Here is a 25,364-nt window from a genome sequence, read left to right on the forward strand (position 1 = left end):
TAAAATTGATGAAATCAAAAATAGGAATTTCAATGGGCGATCCTGCAGGCATTGGTCCAGAAATAATCATAAAAACATTAGCATTACAAGATGTTTACAATCGATGTAACCCTTTAGTTGTTGGAGATGCACAAACCATGCAAAATGAAATAAACGCATTAAAATCTTCATTAAAAATTAATGCGATTCAAAATGTAAAGGATGCTAAATTCGAATGTGGGATTATTGATGTTTACGATTTAAAAAATGTTGATAATGCTAATTTACAACCAGGAATGGTTACCGCCATGGCTGGAAAAGCAGCTTTTGAGGCTGTTATAAAAAACATAGAATTAGCTTTAGCTAAAGAAATTGATGCTACAGTTACAGCGCCTATTAATAAAGAATCTATCCATAAAGCGGGACATAAATATTCTGGGCATACTGAAATTTATGCAGAATACACAGACACTAAAAAATTCGCTATGCTTTTGGCTGATGAAAACTTTAGAGTGATTCATAACAGTACACATGTTTCATTGCGGCAAGCCTGCGATTTATGCAAAACAGATCGCGTATTTGAAGTGATTACTTTATTGGATGATGCTTGCAAAAAATTCGGTATTAAAACCCCTAGAATAGCCATTGCAGGATTGAATCCGCATGCAGGAGAAAATCAATTATTTGGAGATGAAGAAGTCAATGAAATAATTCCAGCTATAGAAAAAGCGAATGCATTAGGCTATACTGTTGAAGGCCCTTTTCCTCCAGATACTATGTTTGTAAAAGCAGTACAAGGAAAATTTGATGGCTGTGTTGCTATGTATCACGATCAAGGTCATATTCCGTTTAAATTAGAAGGTTTTAAATGGGATAATGAAAAGGAAACCATGAAGAGTGTTAAAGGGGTTAATATCACTTTAGGTCTGCCTATTATTAGAACTTCTGTAGATCACGGAACAGCATTTGAAATAGCGGGACAAGGTATTGCTTCGGCTGATGCTATGCTTGTTGCTATAGATTATGCTATTGTAATGGCAAAACACAAAAAATAATGATAACTGTAATTGCAGATGATATAACAGGTGCTGCTGAAATAGCAGGAATTTGTCTTCGCTACGGCGTAGAGGTTTCTTTTGGGATTGATACGATTCCAGAGAAAGAAGCTGCGGTTAATATTATTGCTACCGATTCACGATCAATGACAGAAGATGAAGCTTATGAAACGCATTTTCATCTAGCCGAAGACATTTTGAAAAAATCAAACAGTATCTTATTTAAAAAATGTGATTCTGTTTTAAGAGGCCATGTTTTAACAGAACTTTCAGCTTTACTTGATGTACACGAGAAAGACCGTGTGCTTTTACAACCTTCAAATCCTGAAGGAAATCGCTGTATAAAAAACGGCACTTATTTAATAAACAACATCTCCATTGAAAAAACGGGATTTGCAACCGATCCTGATTTCCCTTCAAAAACAGCCTCAGTAAAAAATCTTATTCATAACAGATGTAATAAGCCATCTAAAATAGACATCCATACAGGAACTATTACAAAAATCAATTCAAAAGGTATTTTTATACCAGATTGCGATGCTGTAGAGGCATTAAAGCAATCCATCAATTTATATACTGATGATACTGTTATAGCAGGAAGTGCTGCTTTTTTCGAGCAATTACTAATAAAAATGAAATTAGCAACTTCAAAAATTAATCAAACGAAACACAACTATAAAAATGATTATGTACTCCTTTCAGGAAGTACGCATCCTAAGAGTGTTCAGTTTTCAAAAAATTTAGAAAAAACAAATTGCCCTTTGGTAACGTTTCCTAAAATTCTTCTTGAAGACAAACTCAACCAAAATGCTTTAAACGATTTTATAGAAAAAATATCTGGTATCTATAATGATAATAAAAAAGTAGCTTTAAGAATTTCAAATGAAATCATTCAACTTAAAAATAGTTCATTAAATTTAAAAACCAGAATGAGCTTAATAGCAAAAAGATTTGTGGAAGCTTCTAATACAAATAATCTTTTTATTGAAGGTGGTGCTACTGCCTACGATTTGTTAAACGAATTACATTGGAAATCGTTTACACCAATTGAAGAACTGGCATCGGGTGTTTTTAGAATGCAATATGATAATAACCCTAATAAATATATTACCATAAAGCCAGGGAGTTATGAATGGCCTAATGGATTATTAAATTAATTTTTAAGATAGAATAAAATAAATGATAACATTAAAAGGAATAGCTTGGAATCATACTCGCGGATTTACCTCGGTAGTTGCGACAGCACAACGATTCGAAGAGTTACACCCTAACATACGAATTACTTGGGAAAAGCGATCCTTACAAGCCTTTGCAGATGCCTCTTTAAATGAATTAACAAGTCAATACGATTTGCTAATCATGGATAATCCCCATGTTTCCATAGCAGCAAGAGATCAGGTTCTTTTGCCATTTGATGATTATTTGGATGCCGATTTTATAAAAGAATTAGCAAATAATAGTGTAGGGAAATCGCATGCCAGCTACAATATGAATGGTAAACAATGGACTTTAGCAACCGATGCTGCTACACCCATTGCTACGTGGAGAGAAGATTTAGTTAGTCAGCAAAACATACAAATCCCTAAAACTTGGAAGGAATTATTAGAACTAACAAAAACAGGAAAAGTCGCTTTTGCATCCATTCCTATTGATACCTTAATGCATCATTACATGATGTGTATCGCTTTGGGAGCCAATGTTTTTGAAAGTAAAACGGAAGTAGCGCCTCGTCATATTATGATTGAAGCTATAAAAAACTATAAAGAACTAGTCGATTTAGCACCGTCATTTTGTTTAGAAATAAATCCTATAAAAATGGCTGAACATATGACACAAACAAATGATATAGTTTACAGTCCGTTTAATTATGGATATTCAAACTATTCGAAAAAAAACTATGCAGATCATACTTTAAAAGCAGGAGGCTTGGTTACTTTTAATGGTAAAAGACTGCGTTCTACCTTAGGAGGCGCAGGTATTGCGGTATCTTCAAAAACAGAACACGCAGATGCTGCCATGAAATATGCTGAGTTTATAGCTACAGAAAAAATGCAATCTGGATTGTATTTTGACTTTGGAGGACAACCAGGACACAGAAAATCATGGTTAAATGATGATGTAAATAAGCAGTGTAAAGACTTTTTTAAAGACACCTTACAAACTTTAGATGAAGCCACTATGCGTCCACAATATTATGGTTATATGCATTTTCAAGATGAAGCAAGTCCTGTTATTCATGAAGCTGTATCAGGCAAAGTTTCTGTTAAAGCAGCTATAGACAAAATGAATGACATTTATAAAGAATCATTAACGCATTAATAAAATAAAACAGTGAAGCCATTAGAAGGTTTATTGGTATTAGAGTTTTCTCAATTTTTGGCAGGACCTTCGGCAGGTTTAAAATTGGCCGATTTAGGTGCGCGTGTCATTAAAATAGAACGTCCCGTTAAAGGAGAAGCTTGCAGGCAATTAAGCATTAAAGATTTGTTTGTTGATGACAGCAGTATGCTGTTTCATACTATCAACAGAAATAAAGAATCGTTTGCGGCTAATTTAAAAGATCCAAACGATTTAGAACAGGTAAAAAAACTAATAGCCAAGGCTGATGTTATTACGCACAATTTCCGACCTGGCGTTATGGAAAAAATAGGATTAACGTTTCAAGATGTTTTAAGCATTAATCCAAAAATAATTTATGGTACTATTACCGGTTATGGAAGCGAAGGTCCGTGGGCAAAAAAACCAGGACAAGATTTATTAGTACAATCACTTTCAGGATTAACATGGCTAAGCGGAAAGAGTAGCCAAGGCCCTGTGCCTTTTGGATTGGCGGTTGCCGATTTAATGTGTGGTAATCATTTTGTACAAGGCATTTTAGCAGCTTTACTTAAACGTGCCAAAACAGGAAAAGGTGTTTTAGTTGAAGTAAGTTTGTTAGAATCAATTTTAGATGTGCAATTTGAAGCTTTAACTATTTATTTAAATAATGGTGGGCAATTAGCAGATAGAGGAAATGTAAAAGGCAGTGCTCATGCTTTTTTAAGTGCGCCTTATGGTATTTACGAAACCAATAATGGCTATATAGCTTTAGCCATGGGCGATTTAATGCAATTAGGTGATATTCTTAATGTTGATTTAAGTGCTTATTCTAATAAAAAAACGTGGTTTACAGGACGAGCAGCTATTAGAAAAATACTTAGAAAGCGAATAACCACTAAAAGTTCAGAACATTGGATTGAACTTTTACGAAAAAATGGCATGTGGTGTGAAAAAGTATTGAATTATAATGATTTGAATAATCAAACCTTTATAAACGATTTACAGCTAAAACAAATTGTAAAAAATGCTGAAGGAAAAGAAATGATAACCACAAGATTACCAATACAATTTGATGGCAATATTTTGACAAGTATTAAAGCGGCGCCACAAGTTGGAGAAGATAATAAAACGATTCACGAACAATTTTTTAATAATTAAATGCGACCATTAGAAGATTATTTAATAGTAGATTTTAGTCAGTTTTTATCTGGCCCATCCGCTAGTTTACGATTGGCAGATTTAGGTGCGCGCGTTATTAAAATTGAAAAACCTATTACAGGAGATATTTGCCGTACACTGTATTGTTCCGATTTAATAATGAATGAAGAATCCTCCATTTTTCATACTATAAATAGAAACAAAGAGTCTTTTGCAGCCGATTTAAAAGATGCTGAAGATCTAAAAACAATTAAAGTATTATTGGAAAAAGCAGATGTTGTAATGCATAATTTTAGACCAGGTGTTATGGAACGCATCGGGCTAAGTTACAACGATGTTAAAGCTATAAATCCCAATGTTGTTTATGCCGAAATATCTGGCTATGGCAATCATCCCGATTTAATTAAACATCCCGGGCAAGATTTATTGCTACAGTCCTTAACAGCTTTGACTTGGTTAACAGGCAATAAAAACGATGGTCCTGTTGCTATGGGTTTATCTATCGTCGATATGTTGGCAGGCGCTCATTTAGCACAAGGTATTTTAGCGGCACTTTACAGAAAAACGGTTAGTAATATGGGAGCATTTGTTCAGGTAAGTATGTTAGAATCGGCAATCGATTTTCAATTTGAAACCATTACAACTTATTTTAATGATGGCGGTGAGCTTCCTGTTAGAACAAAGAGCAATAATGCACACGCATATTTAGGCGCACCTTATGGGATCTATAAAACGAATAATGGCTTTTTAGCACTAGCCATGGGATCAATTCCTGTTTTATCAGAATTATTAAACTGTGAGGAGTTGTTGCAGTTTCCAGAAAACACCTTTGAATTACGTAACGACATCAAAAAAGTATTAGCAAAACATCTTAAAACACAAGATACAGACTACTGGCTAGCTATTTTAGAACCCGCCGATATTTGGTGTGCGAAAGTGTTAAACTATCAAGAACTTTTTGAAGAAGACGGTTTTAAAGTCTTAGATTTTATTCAAAAAGTAACCATGGGAGATGGCTATTCATACGAAACCACACGCTGTCCTATTAAAATTGATGGCGAACTATTAACATCAAGTAAAGGCTCTCCTAAATTAGGTGAACACAACAAGAAAATATTAGAAGAATTAATCAATATGTAATGGAAAAGATAAGAATTGCAGTTCGGAAATTTGATCCTTTTGAAACAACACTTCAAAAATTGTGGGATGCTTTTTGTTTAGAAAACAACCTGTCTATTGAAGCAGAAATGATTCCTTTAGTACTTCATGACTTATACGAACAAACCTTAGCAAATCATGGTTTAAAAAATGGCGATTGGGATATTGCTCATATTAATACAGATTGGATTTTTGATGCAGTAAACGCTGAAGCAGTTGAAAATTTATCACCGCTAATAAATCAAAATCCACCTCAAGATTTTCCTGAAGGTTGGCACAAATCCCTACTCCACTTACAAGAAATTAATAATCAAGTTTATGGATTACCATTTCATGATGGGCCAGAATGTTTAATTTATAGAAAAGATTTATTTGAAAATAAAACAGAGCAAACAACCTTTAAAAACCAATATGGTTACGATTTACAACCACCAAAAACGTGGAATCAATTCACTGATATAGCAGCGTTTTTTAATCGTCCAGAACAAAACCTATATGGTTGTGTATTTGCTAATTATCCTGATGGCCATAATATGGTTTTCGATTTTTGTTTGCAATTATGGACACGTGGTGGTTCGTTATTAGATGATAATAATCAAATAAACATCAACCAACCAGAAGCTATTGAGGCATTAGATTTCTACAGAAAACTCGTAAACAATCAAAAAACAACACATCCAAAATCAAAAGAATTTGGTTCTGTAGAAGCAGGTATGGCATTTGCTACAGGTGAAGCTGCCATGGCAATAAATTGGTTTGGCTTTGCCTCAATGTGCGAAGTTATCGATGATTCTAAAGTAAAAGGAAACGTTGATATTGCCGAATTACCTCATAGTGAAAATCACAAATCAGCATCCTTAAATGTGTATTGGTTATACACTATTGGTTCAGGAAGTAAAAATAAAAAAATAGCCTATGATTTTTTAAGATTCGCAACCACGGCCAAAAGCGATAAACTTTTAACTAACGAAGGCGGTATTGGTTGTAGAAAATCAACTTGGAATGATACAGAAATCAATAAAACCATTCCCTATTATCATAAATTAAGTAGGCTTCACGAAAACGCATTAACGCTTCCACAAACACCTATTTGGCCAAAAGTGGCAGCCCTAATTGACGCTATGGTTTTAAACGCTATAAATGAAAATGTACCATCAAAGCAACTATTAGAAGACACACAAAATAACATCCAAAAAATCATTTAAAATGCATATCACTTATAAACCTTTGTTACCTAAAACACAGCAACCAATTATTATCATTGGCGCAAGTGGTATTGTAAAAGATGCTCATTTACCAGCTTATAAAATGGCAGGTTTTAAAGTATTTGGAATAACAAACCGAACTATTTCAAAAGCACACGTTATGGCAAAAGACCATAATATTGAGCATGTATTTGATACCGTTGCTGATGCAGTAAAACACGCACCTAAAAATGCGGTTTATGACATTACGGTATTGCCAGATCAATACATAGGCATTTTAGAACAATTACCCGATGGTGCTGCTGTACTTATTCAAAAACCAATGGGTAACGATTATAAACAAGCCAAAGAAATTGTAGCTGTTTGTGAGCGTAAAAACCTAGTTGCTGCCATCAATTTTCAATTACGATTTGCATCGTTTGTTAGTGCAGCAAGAAACATTATCGATCAAGGGCTTATAGGCGATTTATACGATCTAGAATTTAAAGTCACCGTAAATACACCTTGGGAATTATTTCCTGTTATTAAACAACATCCACGCTTAGAAATACTATTTCACAGCGTACATTATATAGACTGTATTCGCTCGTTTTTAGGAAATCCAAACGGCGTTATGGCAAAAACTTGGAAGCATCCATCAAAAGATTTGTCCTCGTGTCGCTCTACTATCATTTTAGATTATGGCGATACCAAAAGTGTTAAAATAAACACCAATCACGACCATCATTTTGGAGCAGAACATCAAGAAAGTTATATAAAATGGGAAGGCACAAAAGGCGCTATAAAAGCCAAAATGGGCTTGTTAATGAATTATCCTGATGGTTTACCAGACATTTTTGAATACGCCATTGCAGAAGCTGGAAAGCCATACGAATGGAAAACCATCGATTTGGAAGGCTCATGGTTTCCAGAATCATTCATCGGTACCATGTCTAACTTAATGCGCTTTAAAGAAGGTTCAGACAAAGTGTTACACGCCAGTGTTCAGGACGTTTTAGATACTATGAAAGTGGTTGAAGCTTGTTATGTTAGCAATAAAAACGGCGGTGTTTCATTAAAAGATTTAAATTAATTGGGCGTTACCTTAATCCTGAATTAAGTTCAGGGTTAAGGTCGGGCTTTACGCTGTATCTTTTGTTTTTTTGTCATTCCTGAACAGGCAAGAATCCACAATCAAATAAAATAACATCCTAAAAACTAGGAATGTTTTTTTTATAAAAACAAAAGGATGCCGCTGCAATCCCTAACGCACAGAGTAACTATAAACAATAAAACGATTAAAAAAATAAGATATGTATTTCAAATCAACATTTTTCGAAGATTATAAATTAGACGACAAACGTGTTACCTTAGGAAGAACTATAACCGAAACCGATTTCGTTGTGCACGCAGGACATACAGGCGATTTCTTTCCGCATCATATGGATAAAGCTTGGTGTAAAACACAACCCTTTGGACAACGTATTGCACATGGCACCATGATTTTTAGTATAGGTATCGGTTTAACAGCTTCCGAAATAAACCCTGAAGCATTTTCAAAAGGCTACGATAGAATGCGATTTGTAAAACCCGTTCACATTGGTGATACCATTCATTCTGAAATTACCATTTCAAATAAAGCCGATGCAAAAAGACCTGAAATGGGAACTGTAACCGAACATGTTGAAATCATAAATCAAAAAGGCGAAGTTGTTTTGGTTTGCGATCATTTATTACTCGTTAAAAGAAAAGCTTAGAATCACCCATTAGATTATAATTGCTAATGAGTTTCAAAATAATCAACTAACTAAAAAAAAACCAAAATGAGTGCACCAAATTCTTTAATAGGAACGCTTCTTCATGCAGTAGGAGGCATATCAGCAGCAAGTTGTTATTTACCAAGTACCAAAACAAAAGGATGGTCATGGAATACCTATTGGTTAGCACAATCCATTTTTGCATGGCTAGTCATGCCTATGCTATTAGCTTGGTTAACGGTACCTGATTTTTTTTCCATAATGGCTGAAGCACCTTCAAAACCCTTTTGGATGGCCTTTTTGTTAGGTGGTATTTATGGTTTTGGTGGTATGTCTTTTGGCAAAGCCATTAACCATATTGGTTATTCTTTAACCTATACTATTGCTATTGGTATTTCTGCGGTAATTGGTACGGTTATGCCACTTATGGTGTTTGGTGGTTTTCAAGATTTCTTCACAAAACCAGGAGGTAGTATTGTCCTTTTAGGAATGCTATTATCTATTCTTGGGGTTGTTATTTGTGGATGGGCAGGTTTTAAAAAAGAAAAAGATATAAGTAGCGAAAAACTAAACAAAACGGGCTTTAACATGATGTTAGGTTTAGCATTGAGTATTATTGCAGGCGTACTTTCTGGGGTGTTTAATCTATCTTTAGAATTTGGGCAACCTATTGCAGATATGGCAGCCGAAAATGGTGCAGGTCATTTTGAAGGAAATGCGAAACTAGTAGTATCAACCTTAGGTTGTTTTGTTGTAAACTTTATATGGTATTTAGTCTTAAGTTTTAAACAAAATACAATAAAGGAATTTTTCCCTAAAAAAAATACAGCAATAGAAGTACCTAAAAGCAATCTTTTAAGAAATTGGTTCTTATCATCTTTAACAGGTATGTTATGGTGTTTACAGTTTTTCTTTTATGGCTTAGGACATGTAAAAATGGGAGAATTTCAGTTTGCTAGTTGGGTATTACATATGTCTATGCTTATTTTCTTTAGTTATATTGTAGGTGTAATAATGAAAGAATGGAAACATGTAAAAAAAGAAACCTATGCAATCCTAGTTATTGGATTAGTTGTTTTAATTGTTTCATTTTGTGTTACGAGTTATGGTAGTTATTAAGTATTATTCTTTTAAAAATTAATTTAGTAACTAACATTTTGAGAAAGGTCTCTTTTTTAAATATATTTGAATAATTAATTGATTACCTTTTTATTAGTAATCAATTTAAACAAAAATAAATTTATGATTATTAAATATACTAGAATAAATACCACAGTAAAAATTGTATTAATTACATTATGTTTTACTTTTCTTTTTAATTGTAAAAACTCTAAAAAACAACAAGCTCAAAATAACACAACCGAATGGACACTAGCGAATATCCTAAAAACAAAACCTAATAATCTAGAAATTAGTGGTAATCCTAAAATAGTTCAATCTTCACATGGTGAAGCCGTTTATTTTAATGGAATTGATGATGCTTTATTCATTAATGAAATGCCTCTAAAATCGGTAAAGGAATTTACTATAGAAATGATTTTTAATCCGTCATTAAATTCTCCTTTTGAGCAACGTGTTGTTCACATGGGTGAAGTTTCTGGAGATAGAATGTTACTAGAAATAAGAGCTTTAGAGAATAACTGGTATTTTGATGGTTTTGTAGCTTCTGGAGAAAATAAATTAGCACTCATTGACGAAAACTTGTTGCATCCTTTAGGGCAATGGTATCATGTTGCTTTAGTTGTGTCTGCAAATAGTCTTAGTACCTATGTTAACGGAAAACTTGAATTAACAGAGCCTTACACGTTTAATCCTATTGAAACAGGTAAAAGTTCTGCAGGTGTACGATTAAATAAACGCTCTTGGTTTAAAGGAGACATATACAAAGTTAAAGTGTCTCCAAAACAACTTAAACCAAATGAATTTATGAGTTTTTAAAGCAAGAATCATGAATTTGAATTATTAAGAATTCTTTCCCATTTGTTTCCAAATTCATGTTCTTTATTTGTATTAAAACCAACTAAGTAATATGAAAACAGCGAACCACTATCTACTTCTTTTCATAATTTTAATAGTAGGACTAAAACTAGACGCACAAGAAAAAACATCTAAAGAACAAGTATTAGGAACCATGCTTAAAGCAACCGAATTTATGGTTGAAGAAGTTAGTACTAATGGTGGTTATGTTTGGTATTATATGCCAGATTTTTCACGACAGTGGGGAGAAATGGAAGCTTATAAAACCATGATCTGGATGCAAGGTGCTGGAACAATTGGTATGGGACACCTATTTTTAGATGCTTACAGAGCTACTCATAACGAATACTATTATGAAGCTGCTAAAAAAGCAGCAGCAGCGGTAATTTGGGGGCAAAGTCATGAAGGTGGCTGGAATTATATGGTAGATTTTGCAGGAGATCGATCACTAAAACAATGGTATAATACTATTGGCAAAAATGGATGGCGACTAGAAGAATTTCAGCATTATTATGGAAATTCAACTTTTGATGACGATGTTACTACGGATGCCACAAGATTTTTATTAAGGATGTATCTAGAAAAAATGGATCCTTCATACAAACCTGCCTTAGATAAAGCTATAAATTTCATTTTAATTAGTCAATATCCTAATGGTGGTTGGCCACAAAGGTATCCTCTAATGTATGATTATAGTAAAGATGGACTTCCAGACTATTCATCATTTTACACATTTAATGACGATGTTATTTGGGAGAACATTAATTTACTTATTCAATGCTATTTAGTTTTAGGAGAACAACGGTTTCTTGATCCAATTTATCGAGGTATGAATTTTTATAAAATATCACAAGATAGTTGCGGTGCTTGGGGACAACAAGTAGATATGGAAATGAAAGCTGCCAGCGCTAGAACCTATGAACCTGCTGCTTATTTACCTGGAGCAACTAGCGAAAACACTTTTCTTTTAATGAAGTTTTATGAATTAACGGGTGACAAATCTTTTTTAGATGGTGTCCCAAAAGCTATTAGTTGGTTAGAAATAGTAAAACTTCCTGCTGACAAAATTGAAAAACATAGAACACACTCAACCTTTGTAGATGTTAAAACAAATAAAGCCATTTATGTGCATAGAAAAGGCTCTAATGTAAAGTATGGTAGATATTATGTAGATGAAGATGATAAAAATCTATTGTCTCATTATTATGGAAAAAGTGGTGTGCCTCTCCAGAAACTTAAAAATGAATACAATAAAATCTCAAAACTAACTCCTGAAGAAGTTTCTAAAAATTCTCCTTTAAAACCAGCACAATTTAAAAATGAAGAGACACCTCAAAAATATTACAATTTAAATAGGTTTAGCTTTCAATTTAAGGTTGATGAAGCTAAAATAATAGAAATTATTAATGCATTAGATAACCAAAACCGTTGGCTAACAACTAAGGCATATATTAGTAATCCATATATTGGAGACGGTGTAAAAACAGAACTCACCAATGATTATAACTCTACAAGGGTTGGTGATGAAACTGACACCTCTCCTTTTAGAAATAAAACAAATCAAAAATATATTTCAACAGGGAACTATATTAAAAACATGAAATTTCTAATTAATTATCTAAACGCAACAAATCAATAATATTTGATAAGCTTATTGATAAAATAAAACAGGAATAAACTTCACAAGAATTTAACATCAAAAATTGTAACTTTGCGCTTTTGCCTATTTATGAGCCAATTTAATGATTTTATTGAAGTAAAAGGAGCCCGAGTTCACAATCTTAAAAATATTGATGTTTCCATTCCTCGTGAAAAACTGGTAGTTATTACAGGATTATCAGGCAGCGGAAAATCATCATTAGCTTTTGATACTATTTATGCCGAAGGACAACGTCGTTACATTGAAACATTTTCGGCCTATGCTAGACAATTTTTAGGAGGTTTAGAACGCCCTGATGTAGATAAAATTGATGGCCTTTCCCCCGTTATTGCTATTGAGCAAAAAACAACCAGTAAATCACCACGGTCTACTGTAGGTACTATCACTGAAATTTATGATTTTTTACGTTTATTATTTGCGCGTGCTAGCGATGCGTATAGCTACAATACAGGCGATAAAATGATTAGTTATAGTGATGAGCAAATTAAAGAACTTATTATTAAAAACTTTAACGGAAAGCGAATAAATATTTTAGCTCCTGTAGTACGCTCCCGTAAAGGTCACTATCGTGAACTGTTTGAACAAATAGCGAAGCAAGGTTTTGTTAAAGTTAGAACCGATGGCGAAATTAAAGACATTGTAAAAGGCTTAAAATTAGATCGCTATAAAAATCACGATATTGAGATTGTTATTGATCGCTTAAAAATTGATGATACAGCTGATAATGATAAACGCCTTACCGAAACCATAAACACGGCTATGTATCATGGTGATGATGTATTAATGGTTTTAGATCAAGACACTAAAGAAACACGCTATTTTAGTCGGAATTTAATGTGTCCGTCAAGTGGTATTTCATATCCAAACCCTGAACCCAATAATTTTTCATTTAATTCTCCAAAAGGTGCCTGCGATAATTGTAATGGCATTGGCGAATTATATCAGGTAAACGAAGATAAGATTATTCCAGACGATTCTCTTTCAATACAAAATGGAGCTCTAGCACCTCATGGCGCGGAAAAAAATAGTTGGATTTTTAAACAGTTTGAAACAATTGCGCAGCGTTTTAATTTTAAACTAACCGATGCGTACAAAGATATTCCTGAGGAAGCCAAACAAATGATTTTGTATGGTGGTAACGATAAATTTTCAGTTGAGAGTAAAACATTAGGTGTTACCCGCGATTATAAAATAGATTTTGAAGGCGTTGCTAATTTTATTGAAAATCAATATAAAACAGCAGAATCAACCTCTTTAAAACGTTGGGCTAAAGATTATATGGACAAAATTAAATGTCCGGTTTGTGAAGGTTCTCGTTTAAAAAAAGAATCACTTTATTTCAAAATAAACAATAAAAACATAGCCGAACTTGCTAATACAGATATTGTTGAATTAGCCAATTGGTTTAAAGATTTACACAATCACTTATCTGAAAAACAACTTAAAATAGCCGAAGAAGTTGTAAAAGAAATAAAATCAAGATTACAGTTTTTATTGGATGTTGGTTTAAATTATTTATCATTAAACAGAAGTTCTAAATCGTTATCCGGTGGAGAAGCACAGCGTATTAGACTAGCTACACAAATAGGTTCTCAATTAGTTGGAGTCCTCTATATTTTAGACGAACCTAGTATTGGTCTGCATCAACGCGATAATGAAAAACTAATTAATTCGTTAGTATCTCTTCGTGATATTGGTAATTCAGTTATTGTTGTTGAACACGACAAAGATATGATTGAACGTGCTGATTATGTAATTGACATTGGACCTAAAGCTGGAAAATATGGTGGTGAAATTATTAGCATCGGTACACCCGAAGAACTTTTAACTCACGATACCTTAACTGCCGATTATTTAAATGGTAATAAAGAAATAGAGATTCCTAAAAAACGACGCAAAGGCAACGGCAAATTTTTAGAACTTAAAGGTTGTACAGGTAATAATTTAAAAAATGTATCGGTTAAATTTCCTTTAGGAAAAATGATTGGTATTACTGGTGTTTCTGGTAGTGGTAAATCGACTTTAATTAATGAAACCCTCTACCCAATTTTAAATGCACATTATTTTAATGGCGTAAAAAAACCCATGCCTTACAAGAGCATAAAAGGTTTAGAACACATTGATAAAGTTATTGATATTAACCAATCGCCTATTGGTAGAACACCACGTAGTAATCCAGTAACTTACACAGGTACTTTTAGTGAAATTAGAGCATTATTTGCTAAAATCCCTGAAGCTATGATTCGCGGTTATAAAGCAGGACGTTTTAGCTTTAATGTAAAAGGCGGACGTTGTGAAACCTGTCAAGGAGGTGGTTTACGTGTTATTGAAATGAATTTCCTTCCTGATGTGTATGTAGAATGTGAAACTTGCCAAGGAAAACGTTTTAACCGTGAAACTTTAGAAATTCGTTATAAAGGAAAAAGCATCAGCGATGTTTTAAATATGACCATTAATGAAGCTGTAGATTTCTTTGAACACATTCCAAAAATTTACAACAAACTAAAAACCATCAAGGATGTTGGATTAGGTTATATAACATTAGGGCAACAAAGCACAACCCTATCTGGTGGAGAAGCTCAACGTATAAAATTAGCAACCGAATTAAGTAAACGAGATACAGGTAATACTTTTTATATTTTAGACGAACCTACAACAGGATTGCATTTTGAAGATATTCGAGTATTAATGGTTGTGCTCAATAAATTAGCCAACAAAGGAAATACCGTATTAATTATTGAACACAATTTAGACGTTATTAAAACCGTTGATCATATTATTGATATTGGCTATGAAGGCGGAAAAGGTGGCGGACAAATTATAGTTGAAGGTTCTCCAGAAGACATTGTGAAACATAAAAAAAGTTATACAGCTAAATTCTTAAAAAAAGAATTAGATTTATAACCAATAAAATTTACTAATTAATGACTTGTTTAAACAAGTTAATAAAAACATAAATACAGAAGTATGGTAACAGAACATCATCCTAAAGGCTGGAACGAAATAAAAACAAACGATTCTTGGGCTATTTTTAAAATCATGGGCGAGTTTGTCAATGGTTTTGAAAAAATGAGTAAAATAGGTCCTTGTGTCTCAATTTTTGGATCTGCAAGAACAAAACCTGAACACAAATACTATAAACTAGCAGAAAGTATTGCTAAAAGTATTGTAGAATCTGGCTATGGTGTTATTACTGGTGGTGGTCCTGGTATTATGGAAGCAGGTAATAAAGGCGCACATTTAGGTGGAGGAACTTCGGTTGGATTAAATATTGACTTACCTTTTGAGCAACATGATAATCCTTATATAGATTCTGATAAAAGTTTAGATTTTGATTATTTCTTTGTTAGAAAAGTCATGTTTGTAAAATATTCTCAAGGTTTTGTAGTCATGCCTGGAGGTTTTGGAACCTTAGACGAATTATTTGAAGCCATAACACTTATTCAAACACATAAAATTGAAAAATTTCCTATAATATTAGTTGGTACCGATTTTTGGGAAGGACTTATGGACTGGGTAAAATCTACACTTTTAGAAAAATTTGGCAACATCAGTGCAAAAGATTTAGATTTAATACATTTAGTTGATACTGAAGAGGAAGTTATAAATATATTAGATGCATTTTACGAAAACTCTGAATTAAGCCCTAATTTTTAATACATACATATTTTTGTTACAGCTCTTAATTAATAATTAATAGCAAAACCGTCTTATTTTGCTATATTGCAGTGCCTTGAATGACTAATGAACCTTTAATGATTTTAATACATTGAAATTACGCCTTTTAATTTGCACCATATTTACCCTAATTTTCTTTACAGGCTTTGGTCAAAATAAAATTGATTTAAAGGCTGTTTTTGATATGGAGTCTAAACAGATAAAAATATCTCAAACCATTCAATATCATAATACTTCAAACAACGTATTAGATACTATTTATTTAAACGATTGGAATAATAGTTACTCAACTAAAAAAACGCCTTTAGCTCTTAGAATTGCTGACGAATACAATAATAAATTTCATTTAGCTAAAAATGAAGATCGTGGCTACTCTGTAATTACATCAATAAAACAGGACAATAAAAATCTAGTATTCAATCAATTAAAAGACCAAATAGATATTATTCAAGTTGCTTTAAGCACACCTTTAAAGCCTAATAATTTTTATACTATTAATTTAGAATATATAGTACAAATACCTAGCGATAAGTTTACAAGCTATGGCTATACCAGTTCTGGAGATTTAAACTTAAGGTATTGGTATATAACTCCTGCTGTTTATAATGGCCAATGGCAATATTATAGTAATAAAAATTTAGATGATTTATATATTCCAAAGGCAGATTTAACATTAAAAATTGAACACCCAAAAGGTTATACACTAACTTCGGAGTTAGATATTAAAAACAAAGAGGAAGACTCGAACAAACAAACAATAATATTAGAAGGAAAAAACAGATTAAACAATAAGTTATTCCTAAATAAAATCTCTAACTTCAACGCCATACAAACTGATGATTTTACAATAATTTCCAATATTAATGATGATGGCTTAGAAGTAATTGATAAAGTATTAATTACAGAAAAAGTGACAAATTTTTTATTAGATAATTTTGGGAAGCACCCTCATAACAAACTTCTTTTAACAGACATTGATTATAATAAAGATCCTATTTATGGTTTGAATTTTTTGCCTAAATTCATAAAACCCTATCCTAACCATTTTCAATACGAACTCAAGCTATTAAAAATAGCACTACACAATTACCTTGAAAACACTTTATTAATAAATCCAAGAAAAGAACAATGGTTATTTGATGGTCTTCAAATTTTCTATCTAATGAATTATGTAGACGAACACTATCCTAACATGAAATTTTTAGGCTCATTAGCCAATTTTTGGGGTATGCGTTCTTTTCATGCAGCAGATATGCGTTTTAATGATAAATACATTCTTGTATTTATGCTAATGGCTAGAACTAATAAAGATCAAGTATTAACTATGCAAAAAGATTCTTTGCTAAAATTTAATAAAAATATTGCTAGCAAATATAAAGCTGGTATTGGTCTTAAGTACTTAGATGATTTTGTTAATAGCCATGTTTTAGAAAACACAATAACTTCTTTCTTAACTGAGAATAAACTTAAAGAAACAACAACAAAAGACTTTGAAAGCTATTTAAAATCTAAGACCAATAAAAATATAGATTGGTTTTTCACAGACTATCTTACCACTCGAAAAAAAATAGACTTCAAAATAAAAAAAGTTATAAAAACGGATGATTCCATTACGCTAACTATTAAAAATAAACGAGATAATAGTATGCCTGTTTCGTTATACACTTTAAATAATGATAGTATTATCTCGAAAACATGGATTGAAAATATTCAAGAAAGTAAAACAATAACAATTCCAAAAAACAATGCTAACAAACTGGTTTTAAATTATAATCAAACTATTCCAGAAGTAAATTTAAGAGATAACTGGAAGTCTTTAAAAGGCTTCTTTTTCAATAATAAACCATTACAATTTAGACTTTTTAAAGATATTGAAGATCCTCACTATAGCCAAGTGTTTTTTATGCCTGTAGCTGAGTTTAATAATATTTATGATGGGCTTACCTTAGGTATAAGAACCTATAATACTACTATTTTAAGAAGACTCTTTAATTATAAATTCGAACCTGTTTATGCTTTTAAATCTAAATCTTTAACTGGATCTGCTGCCATTTCTAAAATTCATTATTTAGAAAATAGCAGCTTATTTTATATTAATTATGGAGTTGTTGGAAGCTATTCTTCCTATGCTCCAGATTTGTTTGTAAAACAAATAACACCATCCATAACTTTTTTGTTTAGAGAGAAAAATGATTTTAGATCCAATAAACGTAAGTCTCTTATTTTTAGATATGTAAATATACAAAGAGATAAAGATGAAAATAATACATTGACTAGTGATGAGCCAAATTACAGTATATTTAATGCTAGATATGTACATTCAAACGACAACCTAATTAATTTTAGCAAATGGCGTACAGATCTTCAAATTGCTAAAAAGTTTAGTAAAGTATCTTTTAATTATGAATACAGACGTTTGTTTGAAAGTAACAGACAATTAAACTTAAGAATATACGCTGGAGCTTTTTTAACTAATAAAAATGATCCTTCATCGAATTACTTCAGCTTTGCATTAGATAGACCTACCGATTATTTATTTGATTACCCTTATCTAGGACGCTCTGAAGCTTCAGGCCTTTTTAGCCAACAATATATAACCGCAGAAGGTGGATTTAAATCTAAACTAGATACCCCTTTTGCTAACCAATGGATTACATCGATAAATAGTAGTACAACATTATGGAAATATGTTTTACTTTATGGAGATATTGGTTTGGTAAAAAACAAATTTAAATCGCCTCATTTTGTATATGATTCTGGAATCAGATTAAATCTAGTAACTGATTATTTCGAAATTTACTTTCCCTTATACTCCAATTTAGGCTGGGAAATAGGGCAACCTAATTATGATGAAAAAATAAGATTTAAGTTTACTGTAGACCCACAAGCGCTTTTAGGTTTATTCAGAAGGAGATGGTTTTAAATCAGTTAAATATTGCGTTTTTATCACGAAAAATAGGTTTTAAATATATTATTATCATTTTACATAAGAATATGTGAATTATTTTAAAAATTACTCAGTAATTTTAAAGTTTATATAATTGCAAAAAAGAGAAACTTTACCTACTTTTGCAAAAGTGAAATTCTACCAATATGCAAACCATTCCAGACTTGAAAAACAATATATCATTTGAAGACTTTAAAACAGAAGTATTAAATGATTATAAAATTGCAGCAACAAGCAGAGAATGTAGTATTCTTGGCCGCAGAGAAGTATTAACAGGAAAAGCAAAGTTTGGTATTTTTGGTGATGGCAAAGAAATACCCCAACTAGCCATGGCTAAAGCCTTTTTAAAAGGCGATTGGAGATCTGGATATTATAGAGATCAAACATTCATGATGGCTATTGGAGAACTATCTCTAGAACAATTTTTTGCTGGATTATATGCTAATACTAATTTAGAATTAGAACCCATGTCTGCAGGTAGACAAATGGGAGGCCATTTTGTAACACATAGTTTGAATGATAATGGAAGTTGGAAAGATTTAACTGAGCAATACAACTCTAGTGCCGATATCTCACCAACTGCTGCACAAATGCCTCGTTTGTTAGGTTTAGCACAAGCTTCAAAAATATATAGGCAAGTTGGAGGTATAAATACTACTCATTTTTCAAAAAAAGGAAACGAAGTTGCTTGGGGAACCATTGGAAATGCCAGTACAAGTGAAGGGCTCTTTTTTGAAACTATAAATGCAGCAGGTGTACTTCAAGTACCTATGATTATTAGTATTTGGGATGACGAATATGGTATTTCAGTACACGCTAAACACCAAACAACAAAAGAAAACATCTCAGAAATATTAAAAGGTTTTCAAAGAAATAAAGAGGAAAAAGGCTTCGAAATTTTATGCGTAAAAGGTTGGGATTATCCTAATCTTATTGAAACATATCAAGAAGCTTCTACTATCGCAAGAGAAGAACACGTACCTGTTTTAATTCATGTTTTAGAATTAACACAACCACAAGGGCATTCTACTTCAGGCTCTCATGAACGCTATAAAAGTGTAGAACGATTAGATTGGGAAGCCAAATATGATTGTAATACTAAAATGAGAGAATGGATTATTGAAAGCGGCATTGCTACCAATGAAACACTCATTGAAATTGAAAGAAACATAAAACGAGATGTTAGAGTAGCTAAAAAAAATGCTTGGACTACGTTTTTAAAGCCTATTCAAAAAGAACAACAAGAATTGCTTTCTATATTAACTCAAGTAACATCATCCAGTGTTAACGGTATATTCATTAAAAAACTTAAAGATTCGTTAGCTATTATTGATGAGCCAACAAGAAAAGATATATTATCACATGCTAGAAAAGCATTAAGATATACTATTGGTGATATTTCCACAGAAAAAAAGTTGCTTAGTAATTGGGTTAATGAACTTTTTAATAAAATACAACCTAAATTTAGTTCACATTTATATTCAGAAACAAATCGATCTAATATTCTTATTAAAGAAGTTAAACCAAGCTATGAAGATGATGCTCTTCAAGTTGATGGTCGTATTATTCTTCGTGATAATTTTGATGCCATTTTTCAAAACTACCCTGAAGCCTTAGTTTTTGGTGAAGATTCTGGTAATATTGGTGATGTAAATCAAGGTTTAGAAGGTTTACAAGAAAAATATGGTGAATTACGAGTTGCCGATGTTGGTATACGCGAAGCATCTATCATAGGTCAAGGCATAGGTATGGCACTTCGCGGATTAAGACCCATAGCAGAAATACAATATTTAGATTATATTCTTTATGCTATACAAATTATAAGCGACGATTTAGCGACAACTCATTATAGAACAAAAGGCAAACAAAAGGCTCCATTAATTATAAGAACTCGTGGACACCGATTAGAAGGTATCTGGCATTCTGGTTCACAAATGGGAGGCATTCTTAATTTAGTTAGAGGAGTACATGTTTTAGTGCCAAGAAACATGACAAAAGCAGCAGGTTTTTATAATACACTTTTACAAGGTGACGATCCTGCAATAGTAGTTGAATGTTTAAACGGTTATAGATTAAAAGAAAAAATGCCTAATAATTTAGGTATTGTTAAAACACCTATTGGTGTTGTAGAAACTGTAAAAGAAGGTACAGATATTACTTTAGTTTCTTATGGTTCTACGCTTCGCATTGTAGAAGAAACTGCTAAAGAATTACTATCTATTGGCATTGATGTTGAAATTATTGATGTACAATCATTGCTGCCATTCGATTTAAATCATGATATTGTTAAAAGCATTGCTAAAACAAATCACGTTATGATTATTGATGAAGATGTTCCTGGAGGTGCTTCAGCATATATTTTAAATGAAATTTTAAATACACAGAAAGCATTTCAATATTTAGATAGCGAACCAAAAACATTAACTGCTAAAGCGCACAGACCTGCTTATGGTAACGATGGTGATTATTTCTCTAAACCATCTGCCGAAGATATTTTTGAAGCAGTTTATAAGGTTATGCATGAATTAAACCCTACAGATTTTCCTAAATTGAGATAAAATAAAAACGAAATAAATAATATTTTAAACCATTACACTTGTAATGGTTTTTTTATATTTATAAACAAATGAAAATAATGGATAAAAAACCACCATTAATAACCAGAGATTGGTTGGCTATAGAACGAACAAAACTAGCTAACGAAAGAACCTTTCTTGCCTATTTTAGAACGTTTATTGTATTTCTTGGAACAGGAATAACATTATTAAAATTAGAGTTCTTTTCTGAAATGAAATCCTTTGGTATTATTTTATTAACAATATGTCCTGTAATATTAATTATTGGTTTGTTACGGTTATATTCGGTAAAACGAACGATAAAAAAACACTATAAACTTTAAATGAAAGCAGTCTCAGTTGTTACTATAAAAAAAGAATTAAAACATCTGTCTTCTAACGAATTAATGGAGTTATGCTTGCGCTTATCTCGATTTAAAAAAGAAAACAAAGAGCTTCTTACTTATTTATTGTTTGAATCTGCTGATGAAGATGGTTATATACAAACCGTTAAAACCTACATGGATAATGAGTTTGAATTAATAAATAGAGATAGTTATTTTTACATAAGAAAGAGTGTACGCAAAATTCTTAGAAACGTAAAAAAGTATGTTCGATATTCTCAAAAGAAAGAAACCGAAGTTGAACTCCTACTCTACTTTTGCGAAAAACTAAAATATTTTAAACCTACAATAAAAAGAAGTACCCAGCTACAAAACATGTATGATAGACAAATATTACTTTCTAAAAAAATAATAGCATCTTTACATGAAGATTTACAATACGATTATAATTTGATGCTTGAAGATTTATAATTTATTTATAAAATGATTCCAATAATAGAAACAAAAAGATTAATACTCAGAGAATTTAACTTAAATGATTATAAAGAAGTTTATGAATTTGGGTCTAATACTGAAGTTAATAAATACACCGGAGACAAAGTAATTGAATCATTAAATACTGCCAAAGAAATTATCAAAAATGTTTGGTATAAAGATTACTTTAAATATGGTTATGGAAGATGGGCAGTAATTTATAAACCTGAAAATAGAATTATTGGTTTTGCGGGCTTAAAATATTTACCTGAATTTAATGAAACCGATATAGGTTTTAGATTTTTACCAAAATATTGGGGTATGGGGTTAGCGTCTGAAGCTTCAAATAAAATTATTGAATATGGTTTTGAAAAATTAAAACTTAATAGAATAATAGGTATTGCTTTAGCTGAAAACATAGCTTCTTGTAAGGTTCTTGAAAAAATAGGATTGATACTTTACAAAACAGATGAATATAATGGAAATGGAATAATGTATAATTGGTATAAAATAGAAAAATAATATTATTTACAATTCCATATGTGAAAACTGAAAATAAAGCTTATTCAAAGTAATTAAAATACACTTTAATATTTATTTCTTTTTAACCACACAAATTACAACGCTTTGTTTGAATGCTTGCAGCAATATTTTATCTTTGCAAGCTTAATACGTTAATGATTTATGAAGATTTCATACAATTGGATAAAACAATTCTTAAAAATAGATTGGACTCCAGAACAAACCAGTGAATTACTTACAGATTTAGGACTAGAAGTTGAAGGTATTGAAGCCTATCAATCTGTAAAAGGGGGATTAGAAGGTATTGTTGTTGGAGAGGTTTTAACTTGTATAAAACATCCAAATGCAGATAAACTAAAAGTAACCACTGTAAATATTGGCTTAGAAGCTCCTGTGCAAATTGTTTGTGGCGCACCAAATGTAGCCGCTGGACAAAAAGTACCTGTTGCAACAATAGGAACTACGTTATATTCTGAAGAAGGAGAAGCTTGGACCATAAAAAAAGGTAAAATTAGAGGCGAAGAAAGTTTCGGAATGATTTGTGCCGAAGATGAACTAGGTTTAGGTAAGTCTCATGAAGGTATCATGGTTTTAGACGATACTTTAAAAGTAGGAACACCTGCAGCTGATATTTTTGATATAGAAAACGATCAAGTTTTTGAAATTGGCTTAACACCAAACAGAGCAGATGCCATGAGTCATCTAGGAACTGCTCGTGATTTAAAAGCAGGTTTAGTACAAAAAGATATTAATTTAGAATTAATAACACCATCGGTTAGTGCGTTTCATGTTGATAATCGTACATTAAAAATTGATATTGATGTAAAAAACAAAGATTTAGCACCTCGTTATTGTGGTGTAACTATTTCTGGTTTAAAAGTTAAAGAATCTCCTACTTGGTTACAGCACCGTTTAAAAGCAATTGGATTAAGCCCAATAAACAACATTGTTGATGCTACAAATTATGTGTTACATGATTTAGGACAACCGTTACATGCTTTTGATGCTGTTAAAATTTCTGGAAATAAAATTGAAGTAAAAACTTTAGAAGCAGGCACTAAATTTGTGACTTTAGATGGTGTAGAACGTGAATTACATGAAGATGATTTAATGATTTGCGATGAAGAAAAACCTATGTGTATTGCAGGTGTTTTTGGTGGCCTAAATTCTGGAGTTACTGAAACTACAACAAGTATCTTTTTAGAAAGTGCCTATTTTAATCCTGTAAGTATTCGAAAATCAGCTAAACGTCACGCTTTAAACACCGATGCTTCTTTTAGATTTGAACGTGGTATTGATCCTAATATTACTGAGTATGCATTAAAACGCGCAGCCCTATTAATTCAGGAAATTGCTGGAGGAGAAATTACATGTGATATTCTAGATGTATATCCTAATAAAATAAAAGATTTTGAAGTTCGCCTTAGTTTTGATAGTGCAAAAAAATTAATTGGTGAAGAAATTCCAAAAGAAACTATTAAACGTATTTTAGCTTCCTTAGATATAAAAGTAAATAATGTTACCGAAACAGGGTTAGGTTTAACCGTACCTGCTTTTCGCAATGATGTTATTAGAGAAGCTGATGTTATTGAAGAAATTTTACGTGTTTACGGTTATAATAATATAAAAACTACCGAAAAATTAAATGCCTCTATTTCTTCAACCACACGTTTTGAAGATTATAAAATTCAGAATATTATAGGGAATCAATTAGCTTCTCAAGGTTTTTTTGAAATTCTTTCAAACTCTTTGACAACGCCTAATTATGCAGCATTAAGTGAGCAATTAAAAGAAGAGCATAATATTTCTATGCTTAATCCTTTAAGTAATGATTTATCTGTTTTAAGACAGTCTTTATTATTTTCAGGACTAGAAGCCCTATCTTTTAATATCAACCGAAAACGAAGTGATTTAAAACTTTTTGAATTTGGAAAAACTTACCACGGTTATAAAGATAAGCGTGAAGAATATAAACATTTAGGACTATTTATTACAGGAAATCAATCACGAGAAAACTGGTTATCGCCCTCTAAAAAAGGTGATTTCTTTTACTTAAAAGGAAATATTACGACTGTTTTAGAACGTTTAGGAATTTCTAGGTTTAATGAAAGCCCTGCAGCTAATGATTTATTTAGTGAAGGCTTAAGTTTTAGTCAAGGAAAAACAAAGTTGGTTGATTTTGGTATCATTAAGAATCCTATTTTAAAACATTTCGATATTTCTCAAGAAGTATTATTCGCAGATTTTAATTGGGATACTATTTTAGAAATTGTAAAGAGAAATAAAATCACTTTTAAAACCATTGCAAAGTATCCAGCTGTTAAGCGTGACTTTGCATTATTATTAGATGACAATGTATCTTTTGAATCTATTTATAAATTAGCAAAACAAAGCGAAAAGCAATTACTTAAAAGTGTTAATTTATTTGATGTTTACCAAGGTAAAAACCTTCCAAAGGGTAAAAAGAGTTATGCTGTTAGTTTTACATTACAAGATGAAAACAAAACGCTTAACGACAAGCAAATAGATAAAATAATGTCTAAATTACAATCTAGTTTTGAAACACAACTTGGTGCAGAATTAAGATAAAATATTAT

Annotated in this window: 19 protein-coding genes; all 19 read left to right on the forward strand. The window is 31.8% G+C overall.

Annotated elements, in window-relative coordinates:
* Nucleotides 1-8: 8 nt before the first annotated feature.
* The 19 genes from pdxA to pheT all read left to right on the forward strand — a co-directional run bounded on the left by pdxA (nt 9) and on the right by pheT (nt 25,356).
* Entirely contained in the window at nt 9-1,034 is a 1,026-nt protein-coding gene (gene pdxA, locus ACH5TW_RS06615) for a 4-hydroxythreonine-4-phosphate dehydrogenase PdxA (protein WP_439335712.1), read from the forward strand.
* Nucleotides 1,034-2,191, forward strand: a complete 1,158-nt coding sequence (locus ACH5TW_RS06620) for a four-carbon acid sugar kinase family protein (RefSeq protein WP_439335713.1) — start codon at nt 1,034-1,036, stop codon at nt 2,189-2,191. The genes pdxA and ACH5TW_RS06620 overlap by 1 nt, the downstream gene beginning before the upstream one ends.
* Before the next feature lie 22 nt (nt 2,192-2,213).
* Nucleotides 2,214-3,353, forward strand: coding sequence for an ABC transporter substrate-binding protein (locus ACH5TW_RS06625; RefSeq protein ID WP_439335714.1), 1,140 nt, complete (start codon nt 2,214-2,216; stop codon nt 3,351-3,353).
* Nucleotides 3,354-3,365: 12 nt separating this feature from the next.
* Complete coding sequence (locus ACH5TW_RS06630) at nt 3,366-4,511, forward strand: CaiB/BaiF CoA transferase family protein (protein ID WP_439335715.1); 1,146 nt, start codon at nt 3,366-3,368, stop codon at nt 4,509-4,511.
* Nucleotides 4,512-5,651 carry a CaiB/BaiF CoA transferase family protein gene (locus ACH5TW_RS06635; RefSeq protein ID WP_439335716.1) on the forward strand — a complete coding sequence of 380 codons (1,140 nt, stop codon included), beginning with the start codon at nt 4,512-4,514 and terminating at the stop codon, nt 5,649-5,651.
* A complete protein-coding gene (locus ACH5TW_RS06640) occupies nt 5,651-6,874 on the forward strand; it encodes an ABC transporter substrate-binding protein (RefSeq protein ID WP_439335717.1) in 1,224 nt (407 codons plus the stop codon). The genes ACH5TW_RS06635 and ACH5TW_RS06640 overlap by 1 nt, the downstream gene beginning before the upstream one ends.
* 1 nt (nt 6,875) lies before the next feature.
* Nucleotides 6,876-7,946 carry a Gfo/Idh/MocA family protein gene (locus tag ACH5TW_RS06645; RefSeq protein WP_439335718.1) on the forward strand — a complete coding sequence of 357 codons (1,071 nt, stop codon included), beginning with the start codon at nt 6,876-6,878 and terminating at the stop codon, nt 7,944-7,946.
* Between the two features lie 220 nt (nt 7,947-8,166).
* Entirely contained in the window at nt 8,167-8,610 is a 444-nt protein-coding gene (locus ACH5TW_RS06650; RefSeq protein WP_439335719.1) for a MaoC/PaaZ C-terminal domain-containing protein, read from the forward strand.
* A gap of 66 nt (nt 8,611-8,676) precedes the next feature.
* Nucleotides 8,677-9,729 carry an L-rhamnose/proton symporter RhaT gene (locus ACH5TW_RS06655; RefSeq protein ID WP_439335720.1) on the forward strand — a complete coding sequence of 351 codons (1,053 nt, stop codon included), beginning with the start codon at nt 8,677-8,679 and terminating at the stop codon, nt 9,727-9,729.
* 123 nt (nt 9,730-9,852) lie between these two features.
* A complete protein-coding gene (locus ACH5TW_RS06660) occupies nt 9,853-10,548 on the forward strand; it encodes a LamG-like jellyroll fold domain-containing protein (protein WP_439335721.1) in 696 nt (231 codons plus the stop codon).
* Between the two features lie 91 nt (nt 10,549-10,639).
* A complete protein-coding gene (locus ACH5TW_RS06665; protein WP_439335722.1) occupies nt 10,640-12,226 on the forward strand; it encodes a pectate lyase in 1,587 nt (528 codons plus the stop codon).
* A 90-nt stretch (nt 12,227-12,316) separates the two neighbouring features.
* A complete protein-coding gene (uvrA, locus tag ACH5TW_RS06670) occupies nt 12,317-15,151 on the forward strand; it encodes an excinuclease ABC subunit UvrA (RefSeq protein ID WP_439335723.1) in 2,835 nt (944 codons plus the stop codon).
* Nucleotides 15,152-15,214: 63 nt separating this feature from the next.
* Entirely contained in the window at nt 15,215-15,904 is a 690-nt protein-coding gene (locus tag ACH5TW_RS06675; protein ID WP_439335724.1) for an LOG family protein, read from the forward strand.
* A 112-nt stretch (nt 15,905-16,016) separates the two neighbouring features.
* Entirely contained in the window at nt 16,017-18,848 is a 2,832-nt protein-coding gene (locus tag ACH5TW_RS06680) for a gluzincin family metallopeptidase (protein WP_439335725.1), read from the forward strand.
* 170 nt (nt 18,849-19,018) lie between these two features.
* Entirely contained in the window at nt 19,019-21,430 is a 2,412-nt protein-coding gene (locus ACH5TW_RS06685; protein ID WP_439335726.1) for an alpha-ketoacid dehydrogenase subunit alpha/beta, read from the forward strand.
* 77 nt (nt 21,431-21,507) lie between these two features.
* On the forward strand, nt 21,508-21,771 hold the full coding sequence (locus tag ACH5TW_RS06690; protein WP_439335727.1) for a DUF202 domain-containing protein: 264 nt from the start codon (nt 21,508-21,510) through the stop codon (nt 21,769-21,771).
* The gene (locus ACH5TW_RS06695; RefSeq protein WP_439335728.1) at nt 21,772-22,242 is read left to right on the forward strand and encodes a hypothetical protein; all 471 of its coding nucleotides are present in this window, start codon (nt 21,772-21,774) and stop codon (nt 22,240-22,242) included.
* 12 nt (nt 22,243-22,254) lie between these two features.
* Nucleotides 22,255-22,767: a GNAT family N-acetyltransferase gene (locus tag ACH5TW_RS06700; RefSeq protein WP_439335729.1), complete on the forward strand. Its 513-nt coding sequence runs from the start codon at nt 22,255-22,257 to the stop codon at nt 22,765-22,767.
* A 162-nt stretch (nt 22,768-22,929) separates the two neighbouring features.
* Nucleotides 22,930-25,356 carry a phenylalanine--tRNA ligase subunit beta gene (gene pheT / locus ACH5TW_RS06705; protein WP_439335730.1) on the forward strand — a complete coding sequence of 809 codons (2,427 nt, stop codon included), beginning with the start codon at nt 22,930-22,932 and terminating at the stop codon, nt 25,354-25,356.
* Nucleotides 25,357-25,364 lie beyond the last annotated feature (8 nt).

The sequence above is a fragment of the Thalassobellus sediminis genome (assembly GCF_044386045.1).
In the GTDB taxonomy this organism is placed as follows: Bacteria; Bacteroidota; Bacteroidia; order Flavobacteriales; family Flavobacteriaceae; genus Thalassobellus; species Thalassobellus sediminis.

What these genes read in the sequence shown, in the direction of transcription:
- pdxA (WP_439335712.1), top strand. Translation starts at nt 9, where the DNA reads ATGAAATCAAAAATAGGAATTTCAATGGGCGATCCTGCAGGCATTGGT.
- ACH5TW_RS06620 (WP_439335713.1), top strand. Translation starts at nt 1,034, where the DNA reads ATGATAACTGTAATTGCAGATGATATAACAGGTGCTGCTGAAATAGCA.
- ACH5TW_RS06625 (WP_439335714.1), top strand. Translation starts at nt 2,214, where the DNA reads ATGATAACATTAAAAGGAATAGCTTGGAATCATACTCGCGGATTTACC.
- ACH5TW_RS06635 (WP_439335716.1), top strand. Translation starts at nt 4,512, where the DNA reads ATGCGACCATTAGAAGATTATTTAATAGTAGATTTTAGTCAGTTTTTA.
- ACH5TW_RS06640 (WP_439335717.1), top strand. Translation starts at nt 5,651, where the DNA reads ATGGAAAAGATAAGAATTGCAGTTCGGAAATTTGATCCTTTTGAAACA.
- ACH5TW_RS06645 (WP_439335718.1), top strand. Translation starts at nt 6,876, where the DNA reads ATGCATATCACTTATAAACCTTTGTTACCTAAAACACAGCAACCAATT.
- ACH5TW_RS06650 (WP_439335719.1), top strand. Translation starts at nt 8,167, where the DNA reads ATGTATTTCAAATCAACATTTTTCGAAGATTATAAATTAGACGACAAA.
- ACH5TW_RS06655 (WP_439335720.1), top strand. Translation starts at nt 8,677, where the DNA reads ATGAGTGCACCAAATTCTTTAATAGGAACGCTTCTTCATGCAGTAGGA.
- ACH5TW_RS06660 (WP_439335721.1), top strand. Translation starts at nt 9,853, where the DNA reads ATGATTATTAAATATACTAGAATAAATACCACAGTAAAAATTGTATTA.
- ACH5TW_RS06665 (WP_439335722.1), top strand. Translation starts at nt 10,640, where the DNA reads ATGAAAACAGCGAACCACTATCTACTTCTTTTCATAATTTTAATAGTA.
- uvrA (WP_439335723.1), top strand. Translation starts at nt 12,317, where the DNA reads ATGAGCCAATTTAATGATTTTATTGAAGTAAAAGGAGCCCGAGTTCAC.
- ACH5TW_RS06675 (WP_439335724.1), top strand. Translation starts at nt 15,215, where the DNA reads ATGGTAACAGAACATCATCCTAAAGGCTGGAACGAAATAAAAACAAAC.
- ACH5TW_RS06685 (WP_439335726.1), top strand. Translation starts at nt 19,019, where the DNA reads ATGCAAACCATTCCAGACTTGAAAAACAATATATCATTTGAAGACTTT.
- ACH5TW_RS06690 (WP_439335727.1), top strand. Translation starts at nt 21,508, where the DNA reads ATGGATAAAAAACCACCATTAATAACCAGAGATTGGTTGGCTATAGAA.
- ACH5TW_RS06695 (WP_439335728.1), top strand. Translation starts at nt 21,772, where the DNA reads ATGAAAGCAGTCTCAGTTGTTACTATAAAAAAAGAATTAAAACATCTG.
- ACH5TW_RS06700 (WP_439335729.1), top strand. Translation starts at nt 22,255, where the DNA reads ATGATTCCAATAATAGAAACAAAAAGATTAATACTCAGAGAATTTAAC.
- pheT (WP_439335730.1), top strand. Translation starts at nt 22,930, where the DNA reads ATGAAGATTTCATACAATTGGATAAAACAATTCTTAAAAATAGATTGG.